This is a genomic window from Mitsuaria sp. TWR114, assembly GCF_007997345.1.
On record NZ_VOSR01000257.1, the window covers coordinates 1 to 13,052 of the forward strand.

Annotated in this window: 12 protein-coding genes; 10 read left to right on the forward strand and 2 right to left on the reverse strand. The window is 69.0% G+C overall.

All coding sequences use genetic code 11. The annotated features are described in order from the left end of the window. On the reverse strand, positions 1 to 404 hold a 404-nt coding region (locus FUT87_RS11135; protein ID WP_310735177.1), incomplete at its 3' end, for a TrmH family RNA methyltransferase. A 122-nt stretch (positions 405 to 526) separates the two neighbouring features. On the opposite strand from FUT87_RS11135, the gene FUT87_RS11140 reads away from it, so the two are divergent. The 10 genes from FUT87_RS11140 (at position 527) to FUT87_RS11185 (ending at position 12,499) form a co-directional block, all read left to right on the forward strand. Continuing rightward, positions 527 to 1,486: an inositol monophosphatase family protein gene (locus FUT87_RS11140; protein WP_091723668.1), complete on the forward strand. Its 960-nt coding sequence runs from the start codon at positions 527 to 529 to the stop codon at positions 1,484 to 1,486. A gap of 240 nt (positions 1,487 to 1,726) precedes the next feature. After that, entirely contained in the window at positions 1,727 to 4,327 is a 2,601-nt protein-coding gene (gene mutS, locus FUT87_RS11145) for a DNA mismatch repair protein MutS (protein WP_255488616.1), read from the forward strand. 36 nt (positions 4,328 to 4,363) lie between these two features. Then, entirely contained in the window at positions 4,364 to 5,191 is an 828-nt protein-coding gene (locus FUT87_RS11150; RefSeq protein WP_147241056.1) for an alpha/beta fold hydrolase, read from the forward strand. Between the two features lie 71 nt (positions 5,192 to 5,262). Beyond that, complete coding sequence (locus tag FUT87_RS11155; RefSeq protein WP_147241057.1) at positions 5,263 to 6,939, forward strand: CTP synthase; 1,677 nt, start codon at positions 5,263 to 5,265, stop codon at positions 6,937 to 6,939. 70 nt (positions 6,940 to 7,009) lie between these two features. After that, positions 7,010 to 7,297: a DUF1330 domain-containing protein gene (locus FUT87_RS11160; RefSeq protein WP_147241058.1), complete on the forward strand. Its 288-nt coding sequence runs from the start codon at positions 7,010 to 7,012 to the stop codon at positions 7,295 to 7,297. Positions 7,298 to 7,480: 183 nt separating this feature from the next. Then, positions 7,481 to 8,767, forward strand: a complete 1,287-nt coding sequence (gene eno, locus FUT87_RS11165; RefSeq protein ID WP_091723658.1) for a phosphopyruvate hydratase — start codon at positions 7,481 to 7,483, stop codon at positions 8,765 to 8,767. A 182-nt stretch (positions 8,768 to 8,949) separates the two neighbouring features. Continuing rightward, a complete protein-coding gene (gene ftsB, locus FUT87_RS11170) occupies positions 8,950 to 9,219 on the forward strand; it encodes a cell division protein FtsB (protein WP_091723656.1) in 270 nt (89 codons plus the stop codon). A gap of 29 nt (positions 9,220 to 9,248) precedes the next feature. Further along, positions 9,249 to 9,914, forward strand: coding sequence for a nicotinamide riboside transporter PnuC (gene pnuC / locus FUT87_RS11175; RefSeq protein ID WP_147241063.1), 666 nt, complete (start codon positions 9,249 to 9,251; stop codon positions 9,912 to 9,914). Between the two features lie 40 nt (positions 9,915 to 9,954). Continuing rightward, entirely contained in the window at positions 9,955 to 10,626 is a 672-nt protein-coding gene (locus tag FUT87_RS11180) for an AAA family ATPase (RefSeq protein WP_147241059.1), read from the forward strand. A 103-nt stretch (positions 10,627 to 10,729) separates the two neighbouring features. Then, positions 10,730 to 12,499 (forward strand): bifunctional UDP-sugar hydrolase/5'-nucleotidase, encoded by a 1,770-nt coding sequence (locus FUT87_RS11185; RefSeq protein WP_147241060.1) that lies wholly within the window; start codon positions 10,730 to 10,732, stop codon positions 12,497 to 12,499. Between the two features lie 3 nt (positions 12,500 to 12,502). Here FUT87_RS11185 and FUT87_RS11190 read toward each other — a convergent pair. Continuing rightward, positions 12,503 to 13,052: Hsp33 family molecular chaperone HslO (locus FUT87_RS11190; RefSeq protein WP_147241061.1), on the reverse strand; the 550-nt coding region annotated here is incomplete at its 5' end.

Sequence of the window (13,052 nt, forward strand, 5' to 3'; positions counted from 1 at the left end):
GCGGGGTCGGCGGGGTCGGCGGGGTCGGCGGGGTCGGCGGGGTCGGCGGGATTGGCGAGTCGCGCGAAGAGCTCGCGCGGCTGGTGGGTCGGCGGACCGAAATCGCGCGGCGTCATCGCGGTGGCGCAGACGAAGGTGCAGCCGTCCAGCGCGTCCTCCAGCCGGTCGACGATGCGGGCGCGGGCGAGGATGTCGGCCGCGCCGCTGGCCATCGCGACGGTCTCCTCCTGGTTGAGCACGTCCGCGAAGCGGGGACGCACCAGGACCAGGTCGCGAAAGCCCATCACCTTCATCGCCCGGGCGGTCGAGCCGACGTTGCCGGGATGGCTGGTCTCGATCAGCACGAAGCGTGTCGGATCGGACGCCAGGGGGGTTGCGTTCAGGCCGGAGTCAGCCGGGGGCATAAGGGAAACCACGAGTCTGTGCCAAAATCGCGCATTATCCGCGCCGGACGTTGGTCGACATCGACGTCCGGCGCTTGCTCTTTCCCTTCGCCAGTCCACTTCTTCCACAGGAATCGTCCCGCATGACGCAAGCCGCCCTCCATCCCATGCTCAACGTCGCCATCAAGGCGGCGCGTACCGCCGGCGCGATCATCAACCGCGCGTCGCTGGACCTGGACATCCTGAAGATCAACACCAAGTCGCCCAATGACTTCGTGACCGAAGTGGACCAGGCCGCCGAGCAGGCGATCATCGAGACGCTGCTGCAGGCCTACCCCGACCACGGCATCCTGGCCGAAGAGTCCGGCCGCGAACACGGCGCCAAGCACTCGGAGTTCCAGTGGATCATCGACCCGCTGGACGGCACCACCAACTTCATTCACGGCCTACCCTTCTATTGCGTGTCGGTCGCGCTGGCGCACCGCGGCGTCGTGCAGCAGGCCGTCGTGTACGACCCGACCCGCAACGACCTGTTCTACGCGACGCGCGGCCGCGGCGCCTTCCTCAACGACAAGCGCATCCGCGTGTCCAAGCGCACCCGCATGAGCGATGCGCTGATCGGCACCGGCTTCCCGTTCCGCCGCGGCGACAACTTCAAGCGCTACCTGAAGATGTTCGAGGAGATCTCGCAGCAGGTGGCCGGCGTGCGCCGCCCCGGCGCCGCGGCGCTGGACCTGTGCTACGTGGCGGCCGGTCACTACGACGGCTTCTTCGAGACCGGCCTGAACCCGTGGGACGTGGCCGCGGGCTCGCTGATCATCACCGAGGCCGGCGGCCTGGTGGGCAACTTCACCGGTGAGCCGGACTTCCTGCACCAGCGCGAGATCGTCGCCGGCACGCCGCGCATCTACGGCCCGCTGGTGCAGATCCTGGCGCCCTACTCCCGCGTGATCTCGCAGGACGACCTGGACGCCGACGCGGCGGCCACCGAGACGCCTGCCGACAAGCCCGCCCCCAAAAAGAAGGCCGCCGCGGAAGGCGACGCCCCCAAGAAGCGGGGCCCGGTCCGGATCAAGAAGTCGGACGACGGCGCCGAGGCCTGACGCCATCCCCGATGCCATCGGCCTGAACGGCCGCCGCGGCGCTCCTGACGCCACCCCCACGAAGCCCTCCCTTGGAGGGCTTTGTCGCTTTTGGCGCAAGTGCATCGAGCCGCCCGCGCCGCATCGGACCTAGCATGGCCTCCTGCCTCTCTCGCCGCGTGCGGCCATGCCCTACACTCCCTTCCCAGCCACCCAACGCGACGCCCTCCCACCGAGGGCGTTGTCCATTTCCCTCCTCCGATGAGCAGCGCCGCGACCGACGATTTCAGCCAGCACACGCCGATGATGCAGCAGTACTTCCGCATCAAGGCCGAGCATCCCGACACGCTGGTGTTCTATCGCATGGGGGACTTCTACGAGGTCTTCTTCGACGATGCCCGCAAGGCCAACGCGCTGCTGGACGTCACACTGACCACGCGCGGCCAGAGCGGCGGCGAACCGGTCGTCATGGCCGGCGTGCCGGTGCATGCGCTCGAGTCCTACCTGGGCAAGCTGATCCGGCTCGGCGAATCGGTGGCGATCGCCGAGCAGGTCGGCGAGGTCGGCGCGACCAAGGGTCCGGTCGAGCGCAAGGTGGTACGCGTCGTGACGCCCGGCACCATCACCGATTCGGAGCTGCTGGCCGACAAGCAGGACGCGATCCTGCTGTCGCTCTCGACCCAGGGCAAGACCATCGGCCTGGCCTGGCTGTCGATGACGCAGGGCGAGATCGGCCTGGCGCAATGTGGCGAGCGCGAACTCGGCGCGTGGCTGGCGCGCCTGTCGCCGGCCGAGGTGCTGGTCGACCGCGAGAAGCATCCGCAGGCGGTGCTCGCCGCGCGGCTGCCGATCACCAACCGCCAGGCCTGGCAGTTCGACGCGGCGCTGGGCCTGCGCAAGCTCTGCACGCAGCTCGGCGTGGCCAGCCTGCAAGGCCTGAACGCCCAGGACCTGCCCGCCGCGCACGCGGCCGCTTCCTGCCTGCTGGCCTATGCCGAGAGCACCCAGGGCAGCCGCGCGCTGACGCATGTGAAGCGGCTGCAGGTGCTGCGCGCCACCGACCTGCTGGACCTGCCCCCCGCCACCCAGCGCAACCTGGAACTGACGCAGACGCTGCGCGGCGAGACCTCGCCGACGCTGCTGTCGCTGCTGGACACCTGCCGCACCGGCATGGGCAGCCGCGCGCTGCGCCACTGGCTGCTGCATCCCCAGCGCGAGCGCGCCACGGCCCATGCGCGCCAGGACGCGATCGCCGAGCTGATGACGACCGGCTTCGAACCGCTGCGCGAAGCGCTGCGGCAAGTTTCCGATGTCGAGCGCATTGCGGCGCGCATCGCGCTGCGCCAGGTGCGTCCGCGCGAACTGGCCGGCCTGCGCGCCACGTTGCAGATCCTGCCGGAACTGGCGCAGACGGTGCCCGCCGGCGCCGCGCTGCTGGATCAGCTGGGCGAAGGCCTGCGCGCCTCGCCGCACATCGCCGAGCTGCTGACGCGCGCGATCGCCGAGGAACCGGCCGCGCTGATCCGCGAGGGCGGCGTCATCGCCAAGGGCTTCGACGAGGAGCTCGACGACCTGCGCGCCGTCCAGACCAACTGCGACGATTTCCTGATCGCGCTGGAGACCCGCGAGCGCGCCCGCACCGGCATCGCCAACCTGCGCGTCCAGTACAACAAGGTGCATGGCTTCTACATCGAGGTCACCAACAGCGGCCTGGAGAAGATCCCCGCCGACTACACCCGCCGCCAGACGCTGAAGAACGCCGAGCGCTTCATCACGCCGGAGCTCAAGGCCTTCGAGGACAAGGCGCTGTCGGCGAACGAACGGGCGCTGGCCCGCGAGAAGATGCTGTACGAGCTGGTCATCGACCAGCTGTCCGAGGAAATGCAGGCGCTGGGCCGGCTGGCGCGCTCGCTGGCCGCGCTGGATGTGCTCGCCGCGCTGGCCGAGCGGGCCGCCACGCTGAACTGGTGCCGCCCCGAGTTCGTCTCGCATCCCTGCATCGACATCCAGGGCGGCCGCCACCCGGTCGTCGAGGCACGACTGCGCGAGACCGGCGCCGGCGAGTTCATGGCCAACGACTGCCGGCTCGACGCCCGCACCAAGCTGCTGGTCATCACCGGTCCGAACATGGGCGGCAAGAGCACCTTCATGCGGCAGGTCGCGCTGATCGCGCTGCTGGCGGCGATCGGCGCCTACGTGCCGGCCACCGCCTGCCGGCTGGGGCCGATCGATGCGATCCACACCCGCATCGGCGCCGCGGACGACCTGGCCAACGCGCAGTCGACCTTCATGCTGGAGATGACCGAAGCCGCCGCGATCCTGCACGCGGCCACGGAGCAATCGCTGGTGCTGATGGACGAGATCGGCCGCGGCACCTCGACCTTCGACGGCCTGGCGCTGGCCGGGGCCATCGCGACCCACCTGCACGACAAGTGCCGCGCGTTCACCCTGTTCGCGACCCACTACTTCGAGCTGACCGAGTTCCCGGCCAAGCACCCGCAGGCGGTCAACATGCATGTGTCGGCGGTCGAGAGCGGCGAGAACATCATCTTCCTGCACGAGATCCAACCCGGCCCGGCCAGCCGCAGCTACGGCGTGCAGGTCGCGCGCCTCGCCGGCATGCCCTCGCCGGTGGTGCGTCAGGCCCGCGCCGCGCTCGAGGCCCTGGAGGCCCGCGCCACCGAAGGCGAGACGCAGATCGACCTGTTCGCCCCGCCGCCCGAGCCGGCGCCCGGCGCCTCGGCCGCGGAGCCCTCGGAGCTGCTCGACGCGCTGCGGGACCTGGATCCCGACGCGCTCAGCCCGCGCGAGGCGCTCGCCGCGCTCTACCAGCTCAAGACGCTGGCGACGACGCGCGCCTGAGCCGTCGGCCGCCGCAACGACCCGCCGCCCCACGCCATGGCACCCTCCCGCACCCTCGTCTTCTCGCACGCCAACGGCTTCCCCTCCGGCTGTTACCGCGTGCTCTTCGACGTGTGGCGCGACGCGGGTTGGACCGTGCACGCGCTGCCGCGCATCGGCCACGACCCGCGTTATCCGGTCACCAGCAACTGGCCGCATCTGCGCGACGAACTGCTGCAGTTCATCCAGGACCAGGTGAAGCCGACCGGACCGGTGATGCTGGTGGGGCATTCGCTCGGCGGCCTGCTGTCGCTGCTGGCGGCGTGTCGCAAGCCGGCGCTGGTCCAGGGGCTGGTGATGCTGGATTCACCGGTCGTCGACGGATGGCGCGCGCACAGCCTGCGGGTGGCGAAGTCCGCCGGCCTCATCAAGAAGGTGTCGCCCGGCAAGATCTCGCACCAGCGCCGCTACGAATGGCCCAGCCGCCAGGACGTGCACGCGCATTTCGCGTCCAAGAGCAAGTTCGCGCGCTGGGATCCGCGCGTGCTGAAGGACTATGTCGACAGCGGCTTCGACGACCACGCCGACGGCCAGGTGCGACTGGGCTTCACCCGCGAGATCGAGACCCGCATCTACAACACGCTGCCGCACAACCTGCCGCGCATCCTCAGACGCCACGCGCCGAAGTGCCCAGTAGCCTTCGTCGCGGGCACGCAATCCGAGGAACTGCGCCAGGCCACGGCCGCTGGCTCCAAGGCCCTGGCCAAGGACCTGTTCCGCTGGTTCGAGGGCACCCACCTCTACCCCTTCGAGCGTCCCGACGACACGGCCCGACTGGTGCTCGAGTTGATCGACGAAATGAAGGGCAGGACGGCGTCGCTATAATCGCGCTTTACCACCACGGCGTTTTGAGGTCCGGTACGACGCATCCGGACGCAATCAGGCGCTGCAAGACAATGACCAAGTACGTCTTCGTCACCGGCGGTGTCGTGTCCTCCCTCGGCAAGGGCATCGCATCGGCCTCTCTCGCGGCCCTTCTCGAGTCCCGCGGCCTCAAAGTCACCCTGATCAAGCTGGATCCCTACATCAACGTGGATCCGGGCACGATGTCCCCGTTCCAGCACGGCGAAGTCTTCGTCACCGACGACGGCGCCGAGACCGACCTGGACCTGGGCCACTACGAACGCTTCATCACCACGCGGATGAAGCGCTCCAACAACTTCACGACCGGACAGATCTACATGTCGGTCCTGGAGAAGGAGCGCCGCGGCGACTACCTCGGCAAGACCGTCCAGGTGATCCCGCACATCACCAACGAGATGCAGGAATTCATCCGTCGCGGCGCCGGTCACGGTACGAGCGACGCGGTGGACGTGGCGATCGTCGAGATCGGCGGCACCGTCGGCGACATCGAGTCGCTGCCCTTCCTGGAAGCCGCCCGCCAGATGAGCCTGAAGATGGGTCCCACGAACGTCGCGTTCGTGCACCTGACCTACGTGCCGTGGATCGCCGCCGCGGGCGAGCTCAAGACCAAGCCCACCCAGCACACCGTGCAGAAGCTGCGCGAGATCGGCATCCAGCCCGACGCGCTGCTGTGCCGCGCCGACCGCCGCGTGCCCGACGACGAGCGCGAGAAGATCTCGCTGTTCACCAACGTGCCCGAGTACGGCGTGATCTCGATGTGGGACGTGAACACGATCTACAAGGTCCCGCGCGTGCTGCATGAGCAAGGCCTGGACCAGCTGATCTGCACCAAGCTGCAGCTCAACACCAAGTCCACCGACCTCAAGCGCTGGGACATGCTGGTCAACGAGGTCGAGAACCCGAAGACCGAAGTCACGATCGCGATGTGCGGCAAGTACACCGACCTGTCGGACAGCTACAAGTCGCTGAACGAGGCGCTGCGCCACGCCGGCATCCACAACCATGCCCGCGTCAACATCGAATACGTCGACTCCGAGACGCTGGACGCCGAGCACGTCAAGCAGCTCGACAAGTACGACGCGATCCTGGTGCCCGGCGGCTTCGGCAAGCGTGGCGTCGAGGGCAAGATCCTCGCCGCCCAGTACGCCCGCGAGCACAAGACGCCCTACCTCGGCATCTGCCTGGGCATGCAGGTCGCGACCATCGAGTACGCGCGCCACAAGGCTCAGCTGGACGGTGCGAACTCGACCGAGTTCGAACCCGACGCGCCGCACAAGGTGATCGCGCTGATCGACGAATGGCAGGACGCGGATGGCTCGATCCAGAAGCGCACCGCTCAGTCCGACCTCGGCGGCACCATGCGCCTGGGCGCGCAGAGCTCGGACGTCAAGCCCGGCACGCTGGCCTACGAGATCTACGGTCCGGTCGTCAACGAGCGCCACCGTCACCGCTATGAAGCCAACGAGCAGTACCTGGACCAGCTGCAGGATGCCGGCCTGGTGATCTCGGCGATCACCCAGCGCGAGAAGCTGACCGAGATCGTCGAGCTGCCGCGCAACGTGCACCCGTGGTACATGGGCGTGCAGTTCCACCCCGAGTTCAAGTCGACGCCGTGGGACGGCCACCCGCTGTTCATCGCCTTCATCAAGGCCGCGCTGGAACACAAGGCCAAGGTCGGCCATGAGGTCAGCGCTCCCGCGGCCGCCTGACGCCTGACGCCTGACGTCAGAGGCCGTGCCTCCGGCGACTTCCCGATCCACGACGAAAGAGACACCGCCCATGCCCGCCTTCATCATTGCCGACGTGACCGTGACCGACGCCGACCAGATGGCGAAGTACCGCGAATGGAGCACGAAGGCGATGCAGGAGCATGGCGCGGAGGTTCTGGTGCGCGGCGGCACGATCGAGGTGCTGGAAGGCGACTGGACGCCGAGCCGGCTGGTCGTGCTGAAGTTCCCGGACCGCGCGGCGGCCCGGCGCTTCTACGATTCCGAGACCTACCAGCATGCGAAGTCGCTGCGCCAGCAGGCCGGCGTGATGCGCATGGTCGTCGTCGACGGCGTCTGACCCTTCGCCATGCCCCGCACCAGCCATCGCGCCCATTCCCCGTCCAGACGGGCGATGCGGCCCGGTGGCTTTTTTTCGCCCCTCTTTCGTCCCCCTTTCTGGCCGCAGCTTGTTCAGCACAGGTAACCCGTTGCTGGCACCATGCGCGCCGACCGAGTTTTTTCACTTCTGGAGACTGTTCCCATGAGCGCCATTGTTGACATCGTCGGCCGCGAGATCCTCGACAGCCGCGGCAACCCCACCGTGGAATGCGACGTGCTGCTGGAATCCGGCGTGATGGGCCGTGCCGCCGTGCCGTCGGGCGCGTCGACCGGTTCGCGCGAAGCCATCGAACTGCGTGACGGCGACAAGTCGCGCTACCTGGGCAAGGGCGTGCTCAAGGCCGTCGAGCACATCAACACCGAGATCTCGGAAGCCGTGCTGGGCCTGGACGCCTCCGAGCAGGCCTTCCTGGACAAGACCCTGATCGACCTGGACGGCACCGAGAACAAGAGCCGCCTGGGCGCCAACGCGATGCTGGCCGTGTCGATGGCCGTGGCGCGCGCCGCCGCGGAAGAGTCGGGCCTGCCGCTGTACCGCTACTTCGGCGGCATGGCCGGCAACCAGCTGCCGGTGCCGATGATGAACGTCATCAACGGCGGCGCCCACGCCAACAACTCGATCGACCTGCAGGAGCTGATGATCATCCCCGTGGGCGCGCCGTCGTTCCGCGAAGCGCTGCGCTGGGGCGCCGAGGTCTTCCATGCGCTGAAGAAGATCATCGACGCCAAGGGCATGTCCACGGCCGTCGGCGACGAAGGCGGCTTCGCCCCGAACGTCGAGAACCACGAAGCCGCGATCCAGATGATCCTGGAGGCGATCGACAAGGCCGGCTACACCGCCGGCGAGCAGATCGCGCTGGGCCTGGACTGCGCCGCCAGCGAGTTCTACAAGGACGGCAAGTACGTGCTGGAAGGCGAAGGCGGCATCCAGCTGACGGCCGAGCAGTGGACCGACATGCTGGCCACCTGGGTCGACAAGTACCCGATCATCTCGATCGAGGACGGCATGGCCGAAGGCGACTGGGACGGCTGGAAGCACATCACCGAGAAGCTGGGCGACAAGGTGCAGCTGGTGGGCGACGACCTGTTCGTCACCAACACCAAGATCCTGAAGGAAGGCATCGACAAGGGCATCGCCAACTCGATCCTGATCAAGATCAACCAGATCGGCACGCTGACCGAGACCTTCGCCGCCATCGAGATGGCCAAGCGCGCCGGCTACACCGCCGTGATCTCGCATCGCTCGGGCGAGACCGAGGACTCGACCATCTCCGACATCGCCGTCGGCCTGAACGCCGGCCAGATCAAGACGGGCTCGCTGTCGCGCTCGGACCGCATGGCCAAGTACAACCAGCTGCTGCGCATCGAGGAAGACCTGGGCGACGTCGCCGTCTACCCCGGCCGCGCCGCGTTCTACAACCTGCGCTGAGCCTCCACGCGATCTGACCCCCTCGGGGTCCGGCCGCCTGGCGACGAAGAAGGGCGAGTCCATCGGGCTCGCCCTTTTGCATTGCCGGATGCGTCGCGAACGCCACGGATCCCCGTGAATCCGGGGCTCGTGCGGGCGGCCTGGGCACGGGCCGCCGCGCGAGGCGGCTACACTCGCGGCCTGTGAAAGCCCTGGCCATCGTCCTCACCGCCTTCCTTGTCGCCATCCAGGCCCAGCTCTGGTTCGGCAAGGGCGGTCTGGCCCGTGGTGTCCAGCTGCGCGCGGAACTGCGCGAGCAGGCCGAGGCCAACGAGAAGGCCCGTGCCCGCAACGCGCAGCTGCAGGCCGAACTGCTCGACCTGCGCGAAGGCCTCGAGATGGTCGAGGAAAAGGCCCGCATGGAGCTGGGCATGGTCAAGCCGGACGAGGTCTTCGTCCCGCTGCGCCGCTGAACTTCCCCACTTCCTGCATGCTCTCGCGGATGGATGCGCTGCTCGGGCCGTTGACGGCCGCCCTCGATCAATCGCTCAACCTGGCCCTCGCGCCCGCGTTCACCGCGCTGGGCAGTCCCATCAGCTGGCTGGAGCTGGTCGCCTTCGTGCTCGCGATCTGGATGGTCGTGTGCAACATGCGGGTGCAGGTGCTGGCCTGGCCGCTGGCGCTGACCAGCTCGCTGCTCTACTTCCTGCTGTTCTGGAGCGGCAAGCTCTACGGCGAGGCCTCGCTGCAGCTGCTCTTCGCCGCGCTGGCGCTGTGGGGCTGGTGGCAATGGCTGCGCGGCCGCACCGCCGAGGGCGACACGCTGCATGTGCGCACGCTCGGCCCCAAGGGCCGCGTCACCGCGCTGCTGGTCACGCTGGCCGCCTGGCCGCTGCTGGGGCTGTTCCTGCAGCACCGCACCGATTCCCCCCTCCCCTATTGGGATGCCCTCCCCACGGTGGCCAGCATCACCGGCCAGTGGCTGCTGGGCCGGAAGTACCAGGAGAACTGGCCCGTCTGGGTGATGGTCAACCTGGTCAGCATCGGGCTCTTCGCGCTGAAGGGCTACTGGCTGACGGTGGTGCTGTACGCGGTGTTCGTGCCGATGTCGGTGGCCGGCTGGCGCGCGTGGCAGCGACAGCTGCGGCCGGCGACGGTCGCCGCCTGATCCCGCGGCCGACCGCCGTCGTCCTCGCAGGCCCTCGCCCATGACGCTGCACATCGCCCTGGTCGGCGCCGAGAGCACCGGCAAGAGCCAGCTCGGCGTGGACCTGCTCGATCACCTGCGGTCGCAGACGCGGCTGCGTTGCGCGCTGGTGGGCGAATTCCTGCGCGAGTGGTGTGAGCGCGAAGGCCGCACCCCGCGCCCTGACGAGCAGCGCTCGATCGCCGAGGAACAGTGGCGCCGCGCCGAGGCCGCCGCCGCCGACCACGACCTGGTCCTGCACGACACCACGCCGCTGATGACCGCGGTCTACAGCGAGCAGCTCTTCGGCGACACCTCGCTCCATCCCTTCGCGCTGCGCATCCAGGCCCGCATGGATGCGACCCTGCTGATGGCGCTGGACCTGCCGTGGGTCGGCGACGGCCTGCGCGACGGCCCCCATGCGCAGCAGCCCACCGATCGCCTGCTGCGGCGCGCACTGCGCGACGCGGGCCTGGGCTACAGCCTGGTGTCGGGCGCCGGTCCGGAGCGACTTCGGCAGGCGCTCAACGCGCTCGGGCCGCTGCTGCGTCCGCACCTCGGTCGCGAGGACGGGCTCTTCGGCCGACTGCTGCAGCGCGGCGAACAGCTGGGCGGCGACTGGCGCTGCGAACGCTGCGACGACCCGGCCTGCGAGCACGCCGCCCGCCTCCTGGAACGCCAGCCGCGCGCCTGAACGCGCCCCTCACGATCCGGCCACGCGGGCGAGGCACAATCCGCCGCGTTCCGGACCGCAAACATTTGCGATCCTCTGATCCGGCGCCCCAGGAGCCTTCCCGATGACCCGTCCTTCCGTGCGCCGCCCGCTGGGCGCGCTGTCGATGCTGCTGAGCGCGGCGCTGCTCGCCGCCTGCGGCTCGCTGAACTCGACCGGCCCCCAGGCGCCGCTGCCACCCACGCTGGACGCGCCGGCGGCGCCGGCCAAGGCCGCCACCGGGACGGTCGCCGTCAAGGTGCTGGCGATCAACGATTTCCACGGCAACCTGCTGCCCCCGGCCGGCGGCATCAAGCTGCCCGACCCGCAGGACCCGGCGAAGACGATCACGCTCCAGGCCGGCGGCGCCGAACGCATGGCGACGCTGGTCGCGCAGCTCAAGGCGAAGAATCCCAACCACGTGTTCGTGGCCGCCGGTGACCTGGTCGGCGCCAGCCCCTTGCTGTCGGCGCTGTTCCATGACGAATCGACGATCGAGTCGCTGGGCCTGATGGGGCTGGACATCTCCTCGGTCGGCAACCACGAGTTCGACCAGGGCATCACCGAACTGCTGCGCAAGCAGCGCGGCGGCTGCCACCCGAAGGACGGCTGCAAAGGGCCGACCGAGTTCAAGGGCGCGAAGTACCAGTACCTGGCCGCCAGCACCATCGACGAGAAGACTGGCCAGCCGGTGCTGCCCGCCTACGCGATCAAGCGCTTCGACGGCGTGCCGGTGGGCTTCATCGGGCTGTCGCTGAAGGGCACGCCGGAGCTGGTGAGTCCCACCGGCATCCGCGGGCTGCGTTTCGACGACGAGGCCGAGACCATCAACCGCCTGGTGCCCGAACTCGAGCGCCAGGGCGTGCATGCGATCGTCGTGCTGATCCACGAGGGCGGTTACCCGAGCGGCGGCATCAACGACTGCCCCGAGATTTCCGGGCCGATCGTGGACATCGTCAAGAAGCTGGACAAGCGCGTCGGGCTGATCGTGTCGGGCCACACGCACCGCGCCTACAACTGCCGCATCGACGGCCGCCTGGTCACCAGCGGCGACAAGTACGGCACCCTGGTCACCGAGATCGACCTGACGCTGGACCGCGCCACCGGCGCCCTGACCGAGGCCCGCGCCAACAACGTGATCGTGCGTCCGGAGACCGCCAGGGACCCGCGCCAGACCCTGCTGATCAGCAGCTACCAGCAGGTGGCGCAGCCGCTGATCGAGCGCCGGGTCGGTTTCCTGGCGCAGGCGCTGAGCAAGGAAGGCGATGACCGCGGCGACGGCGGCGGCACGACGATGGGCCAGCTCGTGGCCGATGCGATGCTGGCCGCGACGCGCGCGCCGGAGAACGGCGGCGCGCAGGTCGCCTTCCAGAACGTCGGCGGCGTGCGCACCGGCCTGATCCATCGTCCGGACGACAGCGTCACCTTCGGCGACCTGTTCGCGGCGCTGCCGTTCTCGAACGCGCTGGTGGTCGTGGAGATGTCGGGCGCCCAGCTGCAGCGGGCGCTCGAGGAACAGTGGTGGGCCGGCGACGCCAAGTGGCTGCCGCTGCAGACCTCGCAGGGCTTCAGCTACCGCTGGGACAAGCGCCGCCCGGTCGGGTCGCGCGTGGTGCCCGGCAGCATGACGCTGGACGGCCGCGTGATCGCGCCCGAGCAGAAGGTCCGCGTCGCCATCAACAACTTCCTGCAGGTCGGTGGGGACAGCTTCAAGACCTTCACCGAAGCCCGCTTCCTGCAGACCGGGCCGATGGACGTCGAGGCCCTGGAGGCCTACTTCAAGGCCCAGGGCAATGGGCGGGTGAAGGCCACCGCGCTGGATCGCGTGATCCGCGTGGACCAGGATCCGCGCTGAAGCTCACTGGACCTGTCTGGAGCCCGGAGCCTGGTTCTGCGGGTCGGTGAAGAGCTCGCCGACATCGACCGCGTCGAAGACGTAGTGGTTGCCGCAGAACTCGCAGCCGATCTCGACGCCGCCCAGCTCCGCCAGCACCTCGTCCACTTCCTGGCGACCCAGCCCCAGCAGCATGCGGCCGACGCGCTCGCGCGAGCAGGTGCAGGCGAAGCGCGGGTACTGCGGGTCGAAGCGGCGCACCGTCTCCTCCCAGAACAGCCGGCGCAGGATGGTGTCGCTGTCCAGCGTCAGCAGCTCCTCGGCCGTCAAGGTGGCGGCCAGCATGCTGATGCGGTTGTAGGCCTCTTCCATCTCCTCGCGCACGACGCCGGAACTAGCGCCCGCCTCGAGGTTGCCCTCGCCTTCGATGGGCAGGCGCTGGATCAGCAGGCCCGCCGCGAGCTGGTCGTTGGCCGCCAGCACCAGCGTGCTCTCGAGCTGCTCCGACTGGCGCATGTAGTGCTGCAGCACGTCGCTCAGCTTTTCCAGCGGCTGGCCGTCCGGCCCGCTCAGC

Excerpts from the sequence above, each read along its gene's own strand:
- mutS (WP_255488616.1), top strand. The coding sequence starts at position 1,727 with ATGAGCAGCGCCGCGACCGACGATTTCAGCCAGCACACGCCGATGATG.
- FUT87_RS11150 (WP_147241056.1), top strand. The coding sequence starts at position 4,364 with ATGGCACCCTCCCGCACCCTCGTCTTCTCGCACGCCAACGGCTTCCCC.
- FUT87_RS11185 (WP_147241060.1), top strand. The coding sequence starts at position 10,730 with ATGACCCGTCCTTCCGTGCGCCGCCCGCTGGGCGCGCTGTCGATGCTG.
- FUT87_RS11155 (WP_147241057.1), top strand. The coding sequence starts at position 5,263 with ATGACCAAGTACGTCTTCGTCACCGGCGGTGTCGTGTCCTCCCTCGGC.
- pnuC (WP_147241063.1), top strand. The coding sequence starts at position 9,249 with ATGGATGCGCTGCTCGGGCCGTTGACGGCCGCCCTCGATCAATCGCTC.
- eno (WP_091723658.1), top strand. The coding sequence starts at position 7,481 with ATGAGCGCCATTGTTGACATCGTCGGCCGCGAGATCCTCGACAGCCGC.
- FUT87_RS11140 (WP_091723668.1), top strand. The coding sequence starts at position 527 with ATGACGCAAGCCGCCCTCCATCCCATGCTCAACGTCGCCATCAAGGCG.
- FUT87_RS11180 (WP_147241059.1), top strand. The coding sequence starts at position 9,955 with ATGACGCTGCACATCGCCCTGGTCGGCGCCGAGAGCACCGGCAAGAGC.
- FUT87_RS11160 (WP_147241058.1), top strand. The coding sequence starts at position 7,010 with ATGCCCGCCTTCATCATTGCCGACGTGACCGTGACCGACGCCGACCAG.